Genomic DNA, 20,045 nt, shown 5'->3' with positions numbered 1-20,045 from the left:
TTTAAAGGTACTAAGTAACATGGACTCCATGCTGCTTTATATGATCGATTTGTTCGGTACCGCTGTTTTCGCCATCTCTGGCGTATTACTGGCGGGCCGTTTAAAAATGGATCCATTCGGCGTTATCGTGCTCGGCAGTGTGACTGCTATAGGTGGCGGAACAATCCGAGACATGGCGCTTGGTGCCACTCCCGTATTTTGGATAACAGATACGACTTACTTATGGGTGATATTTGTTACGTGTCTACTAACCATGCTTGTTATTCGAAGACCCAAGCGACTCTCATGGTGGGTATTACCCGTTTGTGATGCCATCGGTCTCGCTGTATTTGTGGGAATAGGAGTAGAAAAGGCACTCGCCTACAATGCTTCTGGGATGGTCGCGGTGATAATGGGGGTTATTACTGGCTGTGGCGGTGGCATTATACGAGACGTGTTGGCTCGCGAAGTTCCTATGGTATTAAGAAGTGAAGTCTATGCTACGGCATGTATTATTGGCGGCATCTTCCATACGATGGCGGTAAACATGGGTTATGACCACTCAACGGCTTTACTCGCTGGTGTAATCTCAACGCTCATTATACGTCTCGGTGCGATTCGTTGGCATCTATCCCTGCCAACTTTCGCCATTAACCGTTAAACACCAACAACATCACTCATCATGGAGTCGACCAAGTGTCGGCTCCTCTCATTTATGCTCATTTGATTCGCCAATTCTTGGGCAATTCGCTAAATTATCTCAACCATTCCTAACTTTCATTAATCATTATGTTGCTTGAAGGTATTGAAACGTTACTTATCCTCAGTAAAGAAAAAACCATGAGCCGCACGGGCAGTCAACTCTATATTAGTCAGTCTGCCGTGAGTAAACGTATTTCAAATCTAGAGAAGAAGTTAGGAAAAAAATTGATAGAGCCAAATGGTCGGCACATAAAGCTGACCTCCGATGGCCTTGCCCTCATAAACACAATAGAACCCACGTTCAATGAGTTAAGAGGAAAAATCTACGATCAACAACAAATAGAAGACACTTCTTTAATCAAAATGGACTGCTCTGAAACCTTAGTGGCGGGATACCTCAGCATGATCATGGCAGAACACTTTGCCCATGATCAGTACATACGAATATCGACCAATCATACGCCACGCATTATTGAGAATGTGAAATCAGGTAAAGCGACACTGGGATTCTGTGCTGGTTATTTACCGCCTCACCATGGATTAATGAGCCTTCACCTCGCCGATGAACCTTTCTCAATTGTCAGTCGACATTCACTTTCACAACTACCTAAAGCTATTTTGACCAATGACCTAACTAACCCTGCCAACACATATCAACAAGCTATTTTATCCAAACACGGAATCGAACCTTTGATGGAAATGGATTCGTATACTGCGGCAGCACAACTGGCTTTGGGAGGTATGGCTCCCGCTTTAATCCCTAAATCTATCCTAACGATACTTAATATCACACCTAAGTTCTGCTATGACTTTGAAGAGCTAGATCAGTTAGTTCGACCAATACATATCTGCTTACGTCACAGCACATATCGTAGCGAGCGAGTTAAAGCACTGACAGAATCCATTGCTGATGTTGTTGCCAAAGAAGTTTCGTTGCCATAAGCATCGACATCACTATAACTAGAGGACGAATCCATTTTTGCCCTTTACTTACCACGACCTTCGCCCCTAACTGAGCACCAAGAAAACCGCCAACAGCCATAGTTAAGCCAAGCTTCCACACTGGCAACCCAGCTAAGATAAAAAAGAGTAGTGCCGCAATGTTTGACGTGAAATTGAGGATTTTGGTTCTAGCTGTGGCTTCGACCAAAGAAAAGTGACCTAGTGCAACAAAACAAACAGTAAAAATAGATCCAGTCCCAGGGCCAAAAAAGCCATCATAGAAACCGATCCCGCCACCAATGCATAGCGCAAACATCGCTTCAGATAACTTTGGTTCTCCATCGATTTTTCGCGTACTTGGCGCGAGTAAAAAATAGAGGGAAATGGCTATCAAAAGAACAGGGATCAAACTGGTGAGTACGCTAGCATCAATAAACTGCACAGCCTCGGCACCGATTGCAGCGCCTATAAAAGTGCAGAGTATCGCAAAACGCATTTCCTTTAAGCTAACAATACCGTTACGCACGAAATACCAGCTAGCAGAGAAACTGCCAAACGAACTTTGTAACTTATTGGTCGCTAGAGCTTGAGTCGGACTCAACCCCGCAGCCAAAAGCGCAGGGAGCGTAATGAGCCCTCCCCCACCAGCCATCGCATCAATAAAGCCTGCGGCAGTCGCAACCAAAAATAAGGCCAACAAAATTTCAACCGTGATTTCCACTACACTTCCTTTTTGAAGAGGTATCAAAGAGGAAGAAACGGTAGCACTTATTCACAAAACTACCAATGGAAAGTCAAGACACCAATCTATTCCTAATTTTCATCAGTTAATAAATCTAGAGAATGATACATTAAAAATATCAATTACATCCAAATATAGAGCCTCACCTCAAGAGCCTCTTAATATTTTGATAGAAAAAGAAAATGCTGTCTTAATAGGAAATATTTAATCTGATAAAAACGAAAATAATGGAAGCCTTACTGACTCGACCATCAATAAAAGAACAGCAATTACGCTTAAAAATCGAACAGATAGTGAATATTAATCAGCTATTCAGCGTTATTGACGCTAAACCAGAGACTAGCGGTGCGGGTGTAATTTATATTGATAACAAATTCACCGTTGTACGCTTAAGAGACTTTAAATCCACATGCCATATCAATCCTACCTTTATCATTCTACGAGAACCGATAAAATTACAATCATCTCAAGAATTTGCAAAAAAAATAAAACAGGAAGAGTCAAAATCAAGATTCAATCAAGAGCTTCTATCAGCGAGCATTAGCTGTATTGGTGCAGCGATTGGCTGGATTGGGGTAGTTGGTTCGGGGCTAACAATACCAGTAAGTGGTCCTGTGGGCGTAACTATGTCCTATATCTCACACGCCGCTACTGTTGCTGCCACAGCTCAATGTGCTATTGGAGTAGCAAGAACCCGTATGGTATCTAAATCACCAGACAAATTATCGGATATAGACAGTAATGAGTGGTATCAAAATACAACTAAAGCTTTAGATTACATCTCCTTAGCTGGAGCGGGCGCTAGTGGATATCAAACGATAAAAATGGTTCAATCTCTTAAGCAAACCACTAAGAAAGGCGTTCCCGAGATTCTAAAAGGCTTAAACAGACAAGAAAGAACAAGATTAACTAAAGAAATCATCCGTAAAAACCTTCCGAGCATTTCGAATAAAGCTCGTAAACAGCTAATGTTGTCAGGAGAAATTCCTAAGAGGTATTCACAAGCAACAATATCCGCATCCATTTCTCATCAGCTTCTAGATGCAATTGGAGGCTCAATTAGCATAGTAGAAAGCGGTTATTCGGGAGAGTTAAGAAATCTTGCTATTGGAATCTATGAGGAATTGAAAGTTGAATACTAAATCAATTAGCATAGCAAACATCTCACTAAGTATATGTTTATACTTGGCATTGACTATTGGTCTGGCTATTAGCTTAAGCATTTGGAATGACTGGTTTTCTTTCACTCAACACATTGCTCTAGATACTTACCTCCTTACATTGGGAGCTATTACGGTTGTTGTTGTATGCATTCCAAACATTCTGACAATAAGCAAAGGATTAAGTGTTGCTGCAAAAATAAACTTACTTACTATCTCTTTTATCATTCTCACTTGCAGCATTAATTTTGTTGTAGCAAATGGTAGTACTATTTCTTCATCTTTGGGTACATTGCTTGCCATCATTAGCTTAATGATCTTCAAAAGCGAAGCATACCAATCGTTCCTAGCACACTTTAATGCTCTTCATTTTAGAAAAACCTCGATATAAAAAAGCCCGCTCAAATGAGCGGGCAATGAGGTTGTCATGTAAGTCCTGATTAATGAGCTTACTGATTTTTATCTGTTACGCGTCTAGACTCGCTTTCACTTTAGCGTGTAACTCTTGAACCGAAGTTACTGACGCTTTTGCGTCTGCAGTATGAGACATACATGTAGCGAACGCTGCATTCAGTGTCGTTGTGTAGTTCACTTTTTCAGCCAGTGCACCACGGCGTAGAACTTTCGAATCTTCAATCGCTTGACGACCAGCAGCCGTGTTTACGATGTAGGTGTATTCGTTGTTCTTGATGCGGTCAAGAATGTGTGGACGACCTTCGTGTACTTTGTTTACCAAACGTGGGTTAATACCCGCTTCGCCCAGAATTACAGCTGTACCGTGTGTCGCATCCAACTGGTAACCCAGTTTCACTAACTTAGAAGCTAGGTCAACAACACGCTCTTTATCACCTTCACGTACAGACAGTAGCGCACGACCACCTTCAGGATAAACCGCACCACAACCTAGCTCTGCTTTCGCGTAAGCTTCTGCGAACGTTGCACCCACACCCATTACTTCACCTGTTGAGCGCATTTCAGGGCCCAATAGAGGGTCAACACCAGGGAATTTGTTGAACGGCAGAACCACTTCTTTCACTGAGTAGTAAGGAGGGATAATCTCTTTAGTAAAGCCTTGTGACTCTAGAGATTGACCCGCCATTACACGTGCAGCGATTTTCGCTAGAGGAGCGCCTGTCGCTTTCGATACGAATGGTACCGTACGAGCAGCACGAGGGTTCACTTCAATTAGATAAACGTCGTTATCTTTCACAGCAAACTGCGTGTTCATCAAACCGCGCACACCGAGTTCGAATGCTAACTTCTCAACTTGCTCACGCATCTTGTCTTGAATTTCCTGACTTAGCGTGTATGCAGGCAGTGAACATGCAGAGTCACCAGAGTGAACACCCGCTTGTTCGATGTGCTCCATGATACCGCCGATAACGACGCGTTCACCGTCACAGATAGCATCAATATCAACTTCGGTTGCATCATCCAAGAAACGGTCTAGCAGAACTGGAGACTCGTTCGATACGCTTACTGCTTCGTTGAAGTAGCGACGCAGGTCTTGCTCGTCGTATACGATTTCCATCGCACGACCACCGAGTACATAAGATGGACGAACAACTAATGGGAAGCCAATTTCTTTCGATTTCTCAACCGCTTGCTCCATCGTTGTTACTGTCGCGTTTTCTGGCTGAAGTAGACCTAAACGGTCAACAGCGGCTTGGAAGCGTTCACGGTCTTCCGCACGGTCGATAGCATCTGGGCTAGTACCAATGATTGGCACACCAGCCGCTTCTAGAGCACGAGCCAGTTTAAGTGGCGTTTGACCACCGTACTGAACAATCACACCTTTTGGTTTTTCAACGCGAGCGATAGACAGTACATCTTCCAGAGTTACTGGCTCGAAGTACAGACGATCAGACGTATCGTAGTCAGTAGATACCGTTTCTGGGTTACAGTTAACCATAATGGTTTCGTAACCGTCTTCACGCAGCGCAAGTGATGCATGAACACAACAGTAATCGAATTCGATACCTTGGCCGATACGGTTTGGACCGCCACCAAGAACCATGATCTTATCTTTGTCTGTTGGGTTTGCTTCACATTCTTCATCGTAAGATGAGTACATGTAAGCCGTGTCAGAAGAAAACTCTGCTGCACATGTATCCACACGTTTGTAAACCGGATGAATATCAAACTGCTCACGAGCACGGCGAATTTCACTTTCAGCGACACCAAGCAATTTAGACAAGCGAGCATCAGAGAAGCCTTTGCGTTTCATCTGACGAAGCACTTCTTTGGTCAAACCTGCGTAGCCGCCCGCCTTGACTTGTTCTTCGAGTTTTACAATTTCTTCGATTTGAACCAGGAACCAGCGGTCGATTTGAGTCAAGTTGAACACACCGTCGACTGACATACCCGCTCGGAATGCATCGGCGATGTACCAGATACGCTCTGCACCTGCTTCTTTAAGTTCGTGACGAATCTTAGTCAGTGCATCTGGCGCTTCCAGATCGACCATCTCATCAAAACCAGTTGCGCCAACTTCTAGGCCACGCAGTGCTTTGTGAAGAGATTCTTGTTGGTTACGACCAATCGCCATTACCTCACCAACCGATTTCATCTGAGTTGTCAGACGATCGTTTGCACCAGCAAATTTCTCGAAGTTAAAGCGAGGGATCTTAGTTACGACGTAGTCGATAGTTGGTTCAAATGACGCAGGTGTTGCACCACCTGTGATGTCGTTTTGTAGTTCGTCTAGCGTAAAGCCAACAGCCAGTTTCGCGGCAATTTTCGCGATTGGGAAGCCTGTTGCTTTTGATGCTAGCGCAGAAGAGCGAGATACACGTGGGTTCATCTCGATGATGACCATACGACCATCTTTCGGGTTGATACCAAACTGTACGTTTGAACCACCTGTTTCAACACCAATCTCACGTAGAACGGCTAGCGATGCATTACGCATAAGCTGGTATTCTTTGTCAGTCAGTGTTTGTGCTGGAGCAACCGTGATTGAGTCGCCCGTATGGATACCCATTGGGTCAAAGTTCTCGATTGAACATACGATGATACAGTTGTCCGCTTTGTCACGAACGACTTCCATTTCGTACTCTTTCCAACCGATTAGTGACTCATCGATAAGAAGTTCGTTGGTCGGAGATAAGTCCAGACCGCGACGACAGATTTCTTCGAACTCTTCTTTGTTGTACGCGATACCACCACCAGTGCCACCCATGGTGAACGATGGACGAATGATACAAGGGAAGCCAACCATATCTAAAACTTTGTAAGCTTCTTCCATGCTCTTCGCTGTATCTGCGCGAGGACACTCAAGGCCGATAGACTTCATCGCTTTATCAAAACGAGAACGGTCTTCCGCTTTGTCGATTGCATCAGCCGTTGCACCAATCATCTCTACGCCAAACTCTGCGAGAACGCCGTGCTTCTCTAAATCTAACGCACAGTTAAGTGCTGTCTGACCACCCATAGTTGGCAGAACTGCATCAGGACGTTCTTTCTCGATGATCTTGCGTACAACTTCCCACTGAATCGGCTCGATGTAAGTCGCATCTGCCATCTCTGGGTCAGTCATGATGGTTGCTGGGTTAGAGTTAACCAGGATAACTCGGTAACCTTCTTCGCGAAGAGCTTTACACGCTTGTGCGCCAGAGTAGTCAAACTCACATGCCTGACCGATAACAATCGGACCAGCACCAAGAATTAGAATACTTTGAATGTCAGTACGTTTTGGCATTATCTACTACTCCGAATTAAGCGCTGTGTTTTTTGATTAGTTCGATAAAGTGGTCAAATAGCGGTGCCGCGTCATGTGGACCAGGGCTCGCTTCTGGGTGACCTTGGAAGCTAAATGCTGGCTTGTCTGTGCGGTGGATACCTTGCAAAGAGCCATCAAATAGCGATACGTGAGTAGCACGTAAGTTTTCCGGTAATGTTGCTTCATCTGCCGCAAAGCCGTGGTTTTGCGAAGTGATCATCACAACGTTACGCTCTAAATCTTTTACTGGGTGGTTTGCACCGTGGTGACCAAACTTCATTTTCACCGTTTGAGCACCTGATGCTAGCGCCAGAATTTGGTGACCTAGACAAATACCAAAAATTGGCAGGCCTTTTTCTAGGAACACTTTGGTTGCTTCAATCGCGTAAGTACATGGTTCTGGGTCACCAGGGCCGTTCGATAAGAATACGCCATCTGGATTTAGTGCCAGAACTTCTTCCGCTGACGTTTCTGCAGGTACAACCGTTAAGCGGCAGCCGCGGTCAACCAACATTCGTAAGATGTTGCGTTTTGCGCCAAAGTCGTAAGCGACAACGTGGTATGGCAGCTCGCTGTCATCTTTCGCCTCTGGAAGTCCACCTTCAAGCGTCCACGAACCTTGCTTCCATTGATACGCTTCTTTTGTTGTAACTTCTTTCGCAAGGTCCATTCCTTTTAAGCCTGGGAATTCTTTTGCTTTCGCTAGTGCCAAAGCTTCGTCTAGGTTGTTGCCCGCAACAATACAGCCGTTTTGAGCACCTTTTTCACGCAGGATACGAGTGAGCTTACGAGTATCGATATCAGCGATGCCAACGATATTTTGAGACTTAAGATAATCAGAGAGGGATTGTTCGTTACGGAAGTTAGAAGCGATTAGAGGAAGATCGCGAATCACAAGGCCTTGTGCATGAATGGAAGAGGATTCTTCATCTTCGGAAGTGGTTCCGGTATTGCCAATATGAGGATAAGTGAGAGTGACGATTTGCTGAGAATAGGAAGGATCAGTGAGGATTTCTTGATACCCCGTCATCGAGGTATTAAAAACGACTTCACCAACGGAAAGACCATCTGCCCCTATGGACACTCCGCGGAACACTGTCCCATCTTCTAGGACCAACAGTGCTAATTTACCCAAGACAACCTCCAGAATAAAAATGCAAAAAAAATAAATCAAACTGCAAACATGCCTTCCTTTACCTATAAAATCTACATAAATAGGTATTTCAGACAAATTGGCGGTATTCTAAAGTTGGACTCGAAACCTGTCAACCTACAATCAAAAATAAATGATTAATTTCTAGCGAGTAAGGTCATTTTGAATCAGTAAGGCCCAAAAAGATAACTTTTACATGCTATTACATAGAGAGGCATAGAGGTTTAATGAATTTTACAAATTTGAACTTTTTAGAGATCACAAAAAAGTATGAGTTTTTCACGCAAACGTTCACCCAACAAAAAAGACATTAGTTTTTAGACATCAAAACCCAAAACACCCACAAAACAACCAAAACAACAACAAAAGTAAGCACCAAAATACTTTCTGTTAGAATCATTTCATTTACAACTAATTCTATAGATATAAAAAAGCCGGCTACCGCCGGCGAATAATTATGTATTTAGAGTTCATTCAATCCCAAAACATCTGTCATGGTATAAAAGCCCGCTGGTTTGGCACTCAACCAAACAGCGGCCTTGACGGCGCCATTAGCAAACGTCATACGATCGGTCGCTTTGTGCGTTATCTCCACTCGTTCCCCGATATCAGCAAACATGGCTGTGTGCTCACCGACAATATCGCCAGCGCGAATTGTAGCAAAGCCGATCTCATCTTTAGTACGTTCACCTGTGATACCTTCTCGCGCATAGACAGCTACATCATTCAGCTTGTTGCCCATCGCACCAGCAATGGCTTCGCCCATCCCGATAGCGGTACCAGAAGGAGCATCAACTTTATGACGATGATGTGCTTCGACAATCTCAACATCACAGTAGTCGCCCATCACTTTGGCTGCTTTCTCAAGAAGCTTAAATACTAGGTTCACACCAACAGAGTAGTTAGGAGCCATGACAACAGGCACTTGCTTAGCGGCTTCGTCAATCAGTTCACGCTCTGCATCACTGAAACCAGTCGTCCCAATCACAATACTCTTTCCATGCTTCTTACACAGTTCAAGATTCGCCAACGTACTTACTGGGGCAGTAAAATCGATGATTACATCAAAATTATCGACGTCTTTAGCAAGATCATCCGTTAAGAACACATCGAATTTGCCTTCACCACAAAGTTCACCGATATCGACACCGACAAGTGAGGACTCAGGTCGTTCTGATCCCGCGCTCACTGTCGCCTCTGGGTTAAGGTGTGAAGCTTTAACCAAATTACGGCCCATTCGGCCTGCTGCTCCTGCGATTGCAATACGAACCATTGCGCTTTCTCTCCTTCTCTGGATAACGAGGTTTGCTCTCGTTCTCTCGTTTCGCTTAATCTGTTTAAACTAACAACATACCGTGGTTACCACAAGCAAGTTCATCAGGCTTAAGCGAACTCTTTTACGACACGCACCAAGATAGGCACGTTCGCTTCAGGAAAGGCATAGTTACCCAATTCTCTTATCTCAACCCAGCGACCTTCTTGACCTTCTCGGCCGTAAGGCTCATTACTGAACTTAGATACCGTAATAAAATCAAACTTAAGTGATTTGTCTGGATAGTCATATTCCAAATGCTCGAAAAGGGCTTGCTCAGTAACTTCAATTCCTACCTCTTCTTCAAGTTCTCTTGCTAGAGCATGTTCAATACTTTCTCCTGACTCGACTTTCCCGCCGGGAAACTCCCAAAACCCGCCTTTATGCTTGTCGTCTGGACGCTTTGTAATAAAAATTTTTGATTTGTCTTGGTTAAAAATAATAGCCGCGACTATGTGAATTCTTTTCATAGGGGTTCCTAACTCTCAAGCCGTTACACTTCAACGGTCTTTGAATCTCTAAAACTATCCGATGCTATCAAAACTTATGAAATTCGACAGCCACAGAATTTGCTTAAAAAAAGAGCCGCCTAGGCGACTCTTTAAAAAATTATCTGACTAATACGTTAGTCGATTTTGCCGTGGCACTGTTTATACTTCTTACCACTACCACAAGGGCAAGGCTCATTGCGACCTACTTTGCGTTCATCACGTACCATTGGCTGACTTGAACCTTCTTCAGATTCTTCACCTTCAGAAAGAGGGTTTTGTGCTGCTGCGTGTTGCGCTTGAGCACGACGAGCGGCCTCTTCAGCTTGCGCACGACGTTGCTCTTCCATACGTTCAACTTCTTCTTGTTGCTGAACTCGAACGCGAGATAGAACAGTAATCACATCAGTTTTCAGCGCTTCTAGTAGACCTTCAAACAGTTCAAACGATTCACGCTTGTATTCCTGTTTCGGGTTCTTCTGCGCATAGCCGCGTAAGTGAATACCCTGACGCAAGTGATCCATTGCTGCCAAGTGATCTTTCCAAAGCGTATCCAGAGTTTGAAGCATAACCGATTTCTCGAAGTTACGAAGCACTTGCGCACCCACCACTTCCTCTTTCTCTTTGTACACTTCAACGGCTAGATTGATGATCTTCTCGCGTAGCGCCTCTTCGTAAAGCTTATCGTCTTCTTCAAGCCATTGCTTCACTGGCGCATCAAGATCGAAGTCTGCTTTCAAGCGCTCTTGCAGACCTTCAACGTCCCACATATCTTCTAGTGATTGTGGCGGGATGTACTCATCAATAACCGCGGTTAGCACATCTTCACGGTTTTGCTCGATCATACCGCTGATGTCTTCAACGTTCATCAATTCGTCGCGCAGCTCGTAGACAACCTTACGCTGATCGTTCGCCACATCATCGTATTCTAGTAGCTGCTTACGGATATCAAAGTTACGACCTTCCACTTTGCGCTGTGCTTTTTCAATTGAGCGAGAAAGCATTTTCGATTCAATAGCTTCACCTTCTTCCATACCACTTTGAATAAGGCTCGCCATACGATCAGAAGTGAAAATACGTAACAAAGAGTCTTCCATAGATAGGTAGAAGCGCGATGAACCCGCATCACCTTGACGACCAGAACGACCACGTAGCTGGTTATCAATACGGCGAGATTCGTGGCGCTCAGTACCAATGATGTGTAGACCACCAGCATCTAGTACTTGATCATGTACCACTTTCCACTCTGCTTTAATCGCATCGATTTGTTCTTGAGTTGGGTTCTCCAAAGCTTCCACTTTTGATTGCCAACTACCGCCAAGCACAATATCCGTACCACGACCGGCCATGTTGGTCGCGATAGTTACCGCACCCGGCATACCCGCTTCAGCAACAATTTCCGCTTCCTTCTCATGGAATTTCGCATTCAATACGTTGTGTTTGATCTTCGCTTTCTTCAAGGCGTTGGAGAGTAGTTCTGATTTTTCAATCGATACGGTACCAACCAATGTTGGCTGACCTTTCGCAACGCGCTCTTTGATATCTTCAATGATTGCAGCAAACTTCTCAGCTTCGGTACGGTACACCACATCCGGCATATCGTTACGAATCATTGGTTTGTTGGTTGGGATAACCACCGTTTCCAAGCCATAAATAGATTGGAACTCAAACGCTTCAGTATCCGCAGTACCTGTCATACCAGACAGTTTTTCGTATAAGCGGAAGTAGTTCTGGAAGGTAATCGAAGCCAAAGTTTGGTTTTCGTTTTGAATCTTAACGCCTTCTTTCGCTTCTACTGCTTGGTGAAGACCTTCAGACCAACGACGACCTGGCATTGTACGACCAGTATGTTCATCAACAATTACTACTTCACCTTCGTCAGTAACGATGTAATCAACGTTGCGCTCAAACAACACATGAGCACGCAAAGCGGCATTCACGTGATGCAACATGCTGATGTTAGTCGGTGAGTAAAGTGTGTCACCCTCTTCCATAAGACCATTTTTCACCAACAGTTCTTCAACGTACTCTTGGCCCGTTTCTGTGAGGTATACTTGCTTTGATTTCTCATCAACAGTGTAGTGACCATCACCACGATATTCTTCAGAGTCTTCTTTGTCTTGCTTTTTAAGATGCGGGATCAAAAGGTTGATTCGGGTGTATAGCTCAGAGCTATCTTCAGCAGGACCAGAAATGATTAAAGGGGTACGAGCTTCATCAATTAGGATTGAGTCCACCTCATCGACAACTGCAAAGAAGCGTTCACGTTGTACGCGATCTTCGCTACGGAAAGCCATATTGTCACGAAGGTAGTCAAAACCAAATTCATTGTTCGTTCCGTACAAGATGTCAGCTTGGTACGCTTCTTTTTTCTCTTGAGGAGGCATGTTTGGCACGTTTACGCCAACAGTCATACCTAAAAATTCAAATAGAGGGCGGTTTGTCTCTGCATCACGTTTAGCTAGATAATCGTTCACTGTTACAATATGAACGCCTTTACCAGCTAGGGCATTTAGGTAAGCAGGGAGCGTTGCCGTCAGCGTTTTACCTTCACCCGTACGCATTTCAGCGATTTGACCCGCATTTAGAACCATACCACCGATAAGCTGGACGTCGAAGTGGCGCATACCGTAGACACGCTTAGATGCTTCACGAACCGTAGCAAAAGCTTCTGGAAGTAGTTTATCAAGAGTTTCACCCTTCTCTAGGCGCTCACGGAATTCAACCGTCTTTGCTTTTAGCTCTTCGTCACTTAGAGCCTCGAATGTTGGCTCATAGTTATTAATTTCTTTTACAATTTTTCTAAGGCGGCGCAGTGTTCGGTCGTTGCGACTGCCAATCACTTTTGTCAGTAGCTTAGTTATCATTTTTCGTGAATCTCTCTTTATTCAGACCGTTCCCGATCTACTCATAATGCCTTCAGTCTCTGCCAGTTTGGAACTAAGAATACTGAGATAAATCATTTATCAAAGATATTGAGTTCAAACATCCATATTTCAAGGCTAAGTTTTGAAACAATGTGGCTTAGTGTAAGGATTTTTAATCGATACAACCATAAATAGACGTATTTGTTTGAAGCACTCTGAAGTTTTTACTTAAAGTGGTGACTGATTAGCCGATATTGCATACCGCAATATGTGTAATCCATCCAGAGCAAACTTTGCTTTTTACCTTGCTACATTGTAAAACTGAAGCTAAAGACGTTAATGTAAACTATACCTTGATAGAAAGCTGCTCTAGAATAGCTATATCTCAACAAAATTAGATTTTACCTATGCGTGATCACCGTCCAACCTCGACTGAAGATGTTATTGCTGAGTCACAGTTCAAGCAGATTCAAGAACATGCTGGAGAAATCTTACAGCTTAACCAAGCTTTGCAAGAGGTCTTACCCACGGGGACGGCCGATCATTGCCGAGTAGCGAATGTTCGTAACGGCCATCTATTGATCGATGTCTCTAGTGCCGCGATCAAAATGAAGATCGATTACGATCGCCTCATGATCCTAAATAAACTTCGTACTCAAGGCTTTGCCAAGCTGATGAGCGTTGAAGTGAGGATCAATCCTTCACTATATCGAAACCGCTTTCAACAAGGCGACAGACCTAAGCGTCCACCACTAACCGAATCTGCAGCAAAGTCATTAATGACGATTGCCGACATGGCGCCACCGAAAATTCAAGAGCGTTTAAAACGATTAGCCGATATGGCAGAAAAGGAAGATCGTAAGTGAACGTTATTTCAATATGCTGAAAGCTTGAATGTTATTGATAAATCCAGGATTAAAGCCAAATAGCAAAAAACCAGGCATAAGCCTGGTTTTTTTATTAATTCTAATGCCAAGTATTTACGCAAGCACCATATTTGGTTCTGCGAATGCTACTGGTGAGCCGACTTCTTCTTCGAATGTAGTCCACTCCCACGCTTCCTGATCTGCAAGAACAGCACGTAACAGTTGGTTATTTAAACCGTGGCCAGATTTAAAGGCACGGAATTCACCAATGATTGGGTGGCCACACATGTAAAGGTCACCAATCGCATCCAACACTTTGTGAGTCACAAACTCATTTTCAAAGCGTAGACCTTCTTCATTAAGAATACGGTAATCATCCAAAACGATAGCATTGTCAAAACTACCACCCAAAACTAGGTTTTGAGATTGTAGATATTCGATATCACGCATAAAGCCAAACGTACGTGCTCGAGAAATCTCACGAACAAAGCCTTTTGACGAGAAATCAAACAGCAAACGTTGCTCGTCTGATTCAATCGCTGGGTGATTAAACTCAATTTCGAAGTCCATACGGAAGCCGTTAAATGGTACAAATTCTGCCCATTTATCACCATCTTCAAAACGAACTGGCTTTTTGATACGGATGAAGCGTTTTGGCGCATTTTGCGTTTCGATACCTGCTTGTTGTAGCAAGTATACAAATGGGCTTGCACTACCATCCATGATCGGAATTTCAGGTGCGTCTACTTCGACAATAATGTTATCGATGCCCATACCAGCAAGTGCCGCATTCAAGTGCTCAACAGTTGAAATACGCACACCTTCATCGTTTACCAATGCAGTACAAAGCATGGTGTCACGAACCGAAGCTGGATCAGCTGGAAAATCTACAGGTGGATTTACATCTGTACGACGGTAAATGATACCTGTATTTGCAGCAGCCGGGCGCAGAGTAAGTGTGACTTTACGACCAGAGTGGAGACCCACACCAGTTGTTTTCACTATTTCTTTCAGAGTACGTTGTCTGATCATCTGCTTGCCTCTCAAAAATTTGCTACAAAACACGGCCGTCTGTAACGTCGACCGTGAATGCTACCATAATTTTGAGCCATGTCAAATTTATGGGTTAAAGATTAATCAGCCTGACGACGCAAAAATGCCGGTATGTCTAAATAACCACTTTCCTTTTCTTGCTTTGGAGCCGCAGAACTTTGGCTCGACGAAGCTGGAGAAGAAGGAGCAGTGTTTGTCGGCTGAGGAGTTACCTGTGGCTTCTCTTGCACTTGATTATTCTGCAAAGTCTGTGCCGGTTTTTCTTCAGCTTGCGTTGCCGCTGCTTGTTGCTGTGGTTGAGCTTGCGGCGTCGGTGCCACTTTAGCTTTACCACCCGCAACTAGCGTGATATCTGGCTTTTTCTCATTACCAATACCTGTCGCTACAACTGTTACGCGGATTTCGTCAGTCATATCAGGGTCTAGAGAAGTACCGATAACAACAGTCGCATTGTCAGAAGCGAATGCCTTCACTGTATTACCAACCGTCTCAAACTCGTCAAGACGCATATCCAGACCAGCAGTAATATTGACAAGAACACCACGAGCGCCCGCTAGATCGATGTCTTCCAGAAGTGGGCTAGAAATTGCCATTTCAGCCGCTTCTTCAGCACGGTCTTCACCTTTGGCGATGCCGCTACCCATCATTGCGTGACCCATTTCAGACATTACAGTTCTTACGTCCGCAAAGTCGACGTTGATCATGCCAGGGCGAGTAATTAGCTCAGCAATACCTTGAACGGCATTCTTAAGAACATCGTTAGCGCTTGCAAAAGCTTCTAGTAGTGTTACACCACGACCAAGTACTTTAAGTAGCTTTTCGTTTGGAATCGTGATCAAAGAGTCAACATGCTTAGAGAGCTCATCGATACCTTGCTCAGCAAATGCCAAACGCTTTTTACCTTCAAAACTAAACGGTTTAGTTACTACCGCTACTGTTAGAATGCCAAGCTCTTTAGCCACTTCAGCAATAACAGGCGCTGCACCAGTACCGGTACCGCCACCCATACCAGCTGCGATAAACACCATATCGGCGCCAGTCAGGGAATCTTTAATTCGATCTCTGTCTTCGAGAGCTGCGTCACGGCCAACCTGTGGATTAGCACCTGCACCCAGACCTTTAGTGATATCACCACCGATCTGAATTACATTGCCAACGCTTGTCTTACGAAGTGCTTGCGCATCAGTGTTGACGCTGATGAATTCCACACCTTCGATGGATTCACGCACCATGTGTTCAACGGCGTTACCACCGCCGCCACCAACCCCAACGACCTTGATTACTGCATCGTCAGACATTTCCATCATCGGTTCAAACATGTGTTGTCTCCGTTTATCCTGCAACTCAGGTTAAAACTCTTTTTGTATCCAGTTACGCAATTTATCGAAAAAGCCAGTTACAGATGAGCGTTTAGGTTCATTATAATCGCTATCGTCGCTAGACTGCATGTCTCTTGCGTAATGAAGTAATCCAACTGCCGTAGAATGGTACGGCTCTTTTACATAGTCAGTTAATCCGCTGACTTCGAGCGGTTTGCCGACCCTTACTTGATTGCGGAATACGCGTTCCGCACATTCTACCACTCCGTCCATTTGCGCAGCACCGCCGGTGAGTACAACTCCCGCAGCCAGATGGTGCTTGATACCCTCTTCGCGCAATTTTGCTTGTACAGAGTCGATAGTTTGGTTAACCAGTCCCATAAGCTCAGAGTAGCGTGGCTCAATCACTTCTGACAACGTTTGACGTTGCAGGCTACGTGATGGTCGTCCACCTACGCTTGGTACATTAACCGTGTCATCCTTACTGACCAGTTCACTCAAAGCACAGCCATATTTGACTTTTATTTCTTCAGCATCGCTCACTGGCGTGCCAAAAGCAAAAGCAATATCACTGGTTACAGCATTTCCTGCGTACGAAAATACTTCTGTGTGACGTAACGCACCGCCAGTCCAGATGGCCACATCCATCGTGCCGGCGCCAATATCAACCACACAAACTCCAAGCTCTCTTTCATCCTCGGTGATTACTGCATTACTAGCAGCAAGCCCAGAAAATACGAGTTGTTCTACTTTAAGGCCGCAGCGTTCTACCGCCTTAATAATGTTGCGTGCCATGTCATTATGGCATGAGATAAGGTGGACACTCACTTCCATTCTTACCCCAGATAAACCAAGCGGATTTTTGATTCCTTCTTGGTAATCAATGGTGAACTCTTGCGGGATCACATGAAGAATTCGCTGTTCATCACCGATTTTAATCGATTTTGCGGTATGGATAGCGCGATCCATGTCTTCTTGAGACACCTCTTCATCAGAAATCGTGCCCATACCTTTTTCAATTCGGCTTGCGATATGCTTACCAGACAACGAAATGAAGACTCGGCTGATCTGGCACTCTGCCATTAATTCAGCTTGATCAATTGCACGTTGTACTGATTTTACAACCGACTCCAAATCATTCACGCCACCTTTATCCATGCCGCGTGAGGGGCTACTACCTGCGCCAATAATATTAATTTGACCGTCTGGTAAAACCTCACCCACTAGAGCCGATACGGTTGCAGTGCCTATATCAAGACCAACAATAATGTTGTCATCAGCGGCCTTAGTCATCTGTACTCTCTTCTAACTCTTGTTCAGGAAACCAACCAACTGCGGCTCCTGTATCGTACCTAAGATCGATATAACTGATTCTTTGCGTGTCACTGCCAAGCTTGTTATAGAGCTTAAAAAAGCGCTCTATACGCTCAAGAAGAGACTCTTTACCGAGCTCTAATCGAATACCGTTATCAAGGATGATTTGCCAAGCTCGTCGCTCGTTTAATACCAGAGACGATATCGCTAAACCCAATTGCTGAAACTTAGGACTCAAATCACGGTAAGTCTGTAAGACTTCCGGTCCGCTATCTTTGGGTCCGTACAGCTTCACTTTTTCTTCTTGCAACAGAGCAACATCTCCATCAAAAACGAACCCGTTTTTATCTAACAGTTCGTTGCCATTCCAAATGGCTTCTGGTTGATGCTCCGTCAAAAAAACTTTTACTGTATCCGGCCACTGCTTTCGGATTGCGGCATGCGCTACCCATGGCAGAGCTTCGACACTTTGCTGTAATACATCAATATCCTGGGACATAAATGTACCGATGTGATCGATTCGACTAAATGCAGCCTGCACATCGTCAGCTTGGACATACTCCAGTTTCCCCTGAAGTACTATTTTGGAGAGAGGTAACCTTTGGTCATCCCACATCCAACTGATCGCCGCGTACAAAACAGAACTAATTAAAGTCACAACCACAACGAAAAATAACGCACCCAAGATTTTTTCTTGGCGACCAGGGTTGTTACCCGTATTTGGTCGCTCGTCATTCAGTGCAATATTCAACAACGTCTTCGTTTCCTGACTTTTGTCGTGTACTTTTTACCCATATAATTACGCAGAGGTAAAAGTCTTGACTTTAACCTTGGGATTATACTGAGCTCTTGTAAACTATCAAACACTGATAGCAATAAATCACAATGATATTGACGCAAAATCGAGATCTGAGTCTTTATCTGTCCTTCGCATCAACAATATGTGTCAGCCAAGCATCTTGTTTATATTCAATTTAAGACCTGCCAGCTGTTTCGCCACTTTACCAATATCACCCGCACCTTGCGTTAAGATTAGGTCGCCGTCTTGTATAACGTTAGCTAAAACTGAAGGTAATTGCTCGATTTCTGGAACAAAAATCGGGTCTACCTTGCCTCGGCTGCGAATTGTGCGACATAAAGCGCGCCCATCAGCACCTGCAATCGGCTTTTCACCCGCTGCGTAAACATCCAGCATGATCAATACATCCACCTGTTCAAGCACATTCGCGAAATCATCGTATAAATCACGAGTACGGCTATAACGGTGCGGTTGGAAAATCATCACCAAACGCTTGTCTTGCCAACCACTGCGTGCTGCATTAATGGTTACATCCACTTCTGTTGGATGATGGCCGTAATCATCAACAAGCATTGCATGGCCGTTGCCAGTATCAAACTCGCCAAGGTGATCAAAACGTCTTCCCGTACCTTGCGTACCAGCCATTGCCTTTAGGATCGCATCGTCTTCAATGTCATCTTCAGTAGCAACCGCAATCGCAGCAGACGCATTCAATGCATTGTGACGACCTGGAATATTCAGCGTGATATCTAAGTTAGCTCGCCCTTTACGTACTACCGTAAATTTGCCTTGCTGCCCCTCTTGACGATAATCTTCAATACGTACGTCGGCATCTTCAGAAAAACCGTAAGTTATCACTTGACGACTAATACGTGGGATTAACTCTCGAACCACAGGATCATCAATGCAAACAATTGCTTGGCCGTAAAACGGTAGATTATGAAGGAAATCGATGAAGGTTTGCTTTAAGGTTTCAAAGTCACCACCATAGGTATCCATATGATCGGCTTCGATATTGGTAACAATGCTCACCATTGGTTGCAAGTGCAGGAATGACGCGTCACTTTCATCTGCCTCTGCAATTAGAATACGACTCGAGCCTAGACGCGCATTTGTACCTGCGCTTTTCACCAAACCGCCATTCACAAACGTTGGATCAAGACCGGCTTCAGAATAGATTTGAGTAACAAGAGCGGTCGTCGTGGTTTTACCGTGTGTACCCGCAACGGCAATACCGTGACGGAATCGCATCAATTCAGCCAACATCTCTGCGCGGCGTACAATAGGGATGCGTAATTCACGTGCCGCCATCACTTCTGGGTTTTCTTCGTTGATCGCCGTTGACACAACAACCACACTGGCTTTTTCTACATTACTGGCTTGATGACCAATAAATACCGTCGCACCTTTTGATACCAAACGCTCTGTCACAGCGTTCTCTGATAGATCAGAACCTGTGATTTGGTAGCCTTCGTTCAACAGCACTTCTGCAATGCCGCTCATGCCCGCACCACCAATACCGATGAAGTGGATGGATTTCACGCGGCGCATCTCTGGCACCATTGCGCGAATCTGAGCTAAGTCTTGTGTATGTTGGATTGTCATCAATTCTATTCTCAATAATTCGG

Annotated in this window: 16 protein-coding genes; 5 read left to right on the top strand and 11 right to left on the bottom strand. The window is 44.5% G+C overall.

All coding sequences use genetic code 11. The features are described from left to right. The first annotated feature begins 19 nt into the window (after positions 1–19). Together MTF70_RS14405 and MTF70_RS14400 are read left to right on the top strand one after the other, a co-directional pair. Complete coding sequence (locus MTF70_RS14405; protein ID WP_005387377.1) at positions 20–640, top strand: TRIC cation channel family protein; 621 nt, start codon at positions 20–22, stop codon at positions 638–640. A 128-nt stretch (positions 641–768) separates the two neighbouring features. After that, positions 769–1,623, top strand: coding sequence for a LysR family transcriptional regulator (locus tag MTF70_RS14400; RefSeq protein ID WP_044129573.1), 855 nt, complete (start codon positions 769–771; stop codon positions 1,621–1,623). Here MTF70_RS14400 and MTF70_RS14395 read toward each other — a convergent pair. Next, positions 1,565–2,344, bottom strand: a complete 780-nt coding sequence (locus tag MTF70_RS14395) for a TSUP family transporter (protein ID WP_017821480.1) — start codon at positions 2,342–2,344, stop codon at positions 1,565–1,567. The genes MTF70_RS14400 and MTF70_RS14395 overlap by 59 nt on opposite strands. 248 nt (positions 2,345–2,592) lie before the next feature. Between MTF70_RS14395 and MTF70_RS14390 the strand changes: the two genes are divergently transcribed. Next, positions 2,593–3,507 (top strand): hypothetical protein, encoded by a 915-nt coding sequence (locus MTF70_RS14390; RefSeq protein ID WP_248394062.1) that lies wholly within the window; start codon positions 2,593–2,595, stop codon positions 3,505–3,507. Continuing rightward, a complete protein-coding gene (locus tag MTF70_RS14385) occupies positions 3,497–3,916 on the top strand; it encodes a hypothetical protein (RefSeq protein ID WP_155396149.1) in 420 nt (139 codons plus the stop codon). Before MTF70_RS14390 ends, MTF70_RS14385 begins: the two co-directional genes overlap by 11 nt. 75 nt (positions 3,917–3,991) lie before the next feature. Here MTF70_RS14385 and carB read toward each other — a convergent pair whose 3' ends face one another. The 5 genes from carB to secA form a co-directional block, all read right to left on the bottom strand. Continuing rightward, on the bottom strand, positions 3,992–7,225 hold the full coding sequence (gene carB, locus MTF70_RS14380; RefSeq protein WP_005381854.1) for a carbamoyl-phosphate synthase large subunit: 3,234 nt from the start codon (positions 7,223–7,225) through the stop codon (positions 3,992–3,994). Between the two features lie 16 nt (positions 7,226–7,241). Next, entirely contained in the window at positions 7,242–8,381 is a 1,140-nt protein-coding gene (gene carA, locus MTF70_RS14375; RefSeq protein ID WP_017821483.1) for a glutamine-hydrolyzing carbamoyl-phosphate synthase small subunit, read from the bottom strand. A gap of 481 nt (positions 8,382–8,862) precedes the next feature. Further along, positions 8,863–9,672, bottom strand: a complete 810-nt coding sequence (gene dapB, locus MTF70_RS14370) for a 4-hydroxy-tetrahydrodipicolinate reductase (RefSeq protein ID WP_005381860.1) — start codon at positions 9,670–9,672, stop codon at positions 8,863–8,865. Positions 9,673–9,782: 110 nt separating this feature from the next. Continuing rightward, positions 9,783–10,181, bottom strand: coding sequence for an 8-oxo-dGTP diphosphatase MutT (gene mutT / locus MTF70_RS14365; protein ID WP_005381867.1), 399 nt, complete (start codon positions 10,179–10,181; stop codon positions 9,783–9,785). Between the two features lie 155 nt (positions 10,182–10,336). Beyond that, the gene (secA, locus tag MTF70_RS14360) at positions 10,337–13,066 is read right to left on the bottom strand and encodes a preprotein translocase subunit SecA (protein ID WP_025768412.1); all 2,730 of its coding nucleotides are present in this window, start codon (positions 13,064–13,066) and stop codon (positions 10,337–10,339) included. 407 nt (positions 13,067–13,473) lie between these two features. Between secA and MTF70_RS14355 the strand changes: the two genes are divergently transcribed. Beyond that, complete coding sequence (locus tag MTF70_RS14355; RefSeq protein WP_025768411.1) at positions 13,474–13,932, top strand: DciA family protein; 459 nt, start codon at positions 13,474–13,476, stop codon at positions 13,930–13,932. A gap of 114 nt (positions 13,933–14,046) precedes the next feature. Here the strand turns inward: MTF70_RS14355 and lpxC are convergent, their stop codons facing one another. The 5 genes from lpxC to murC all read right to left on the bottom strand — a co-directional run bounded on the left by lpxC (position 14,047) and on the right by murC (position 20,022). Then, positions 14,047–14,964: a UDP-3-O-acyl-N-acetylglucosamine deacetylase gene (lpxC, locus tag MTF70_RS14350; RefSeq protein WP_025768410.1), complete on the bottom strand. Its 918-nt coding sequence runs from the start codon at positions 14,962–14,964 to the stop codon at positions 14,047–14,049. Positions 14,965–15,065: 101 nt separating this feature from the next. After that, the gene (ftsZ, locus tag MTF70_RS14345) at positions 15,066–16,304 is read right to left on the bottom strand and encodes a cell division protein FtsZ (protein ID WP_017633617.1); all 1,239 of its coding nucleotides are present in this window, start codon (positions 16,302–16,304) and stop codon (positions 15,066–15,068) included. A gap of 30 nt (positions 16,305–16,334) precedes the next feature. Beyond that, complete coding sequence (ftsA, locus tag MTF70_RS14340; protein WP_005372946.1) at positions 16,335–17,597, bottom strand: cell division protein FtsA; 1,263 nt, start codon at positions 17,595–17,597, stop codon at positions 16,335–16,337. Then, positions 17,590–18,372, bottom strand: coding sequence for a cell division protein FtsQ/DivIB (locus MTF70_RS14335; protein WP_025768409.1), 783 nt, complete (start codon positions 18,370–18,372; stop codon positions 17,590–17,592). Before MTF70_RS14335 ends, ftsA begins: the two co-directional genes overlap by 8 nt. 192 nt (positions 18,373–18,564) lie before the next feature. Next, the gene (gene murC, locus MTF70_RS14330; RefSeq protein WP_005387395.1) at positions 18,565–20,022 is read right to left on the bottom strand and encodes a UDP-N-acetylmuramate--L-alanine ligase; all 1,458 of its coding nucleotides are present in this window, start codon (positions 20,020–20,022) and stop codon (positions 18,565–18,567) included. Between the last annotated feature and the right edge of the window lie 23 nt (positions 20,023–20,045).

Origin of the sequence: Vibrio sp. 2CM40D (genome assembly GCF_023161825.1) — a bacterium.
GTDB lineage: Bacteria > Pseudomonadota > Gammaproteobacteria > Enterobacterales > Vibrionaceae > Vibrio > Vibrio alginolyticus.
This window is presented reverse-complemented; position numbering and strand designations above follow the sequence as displayed.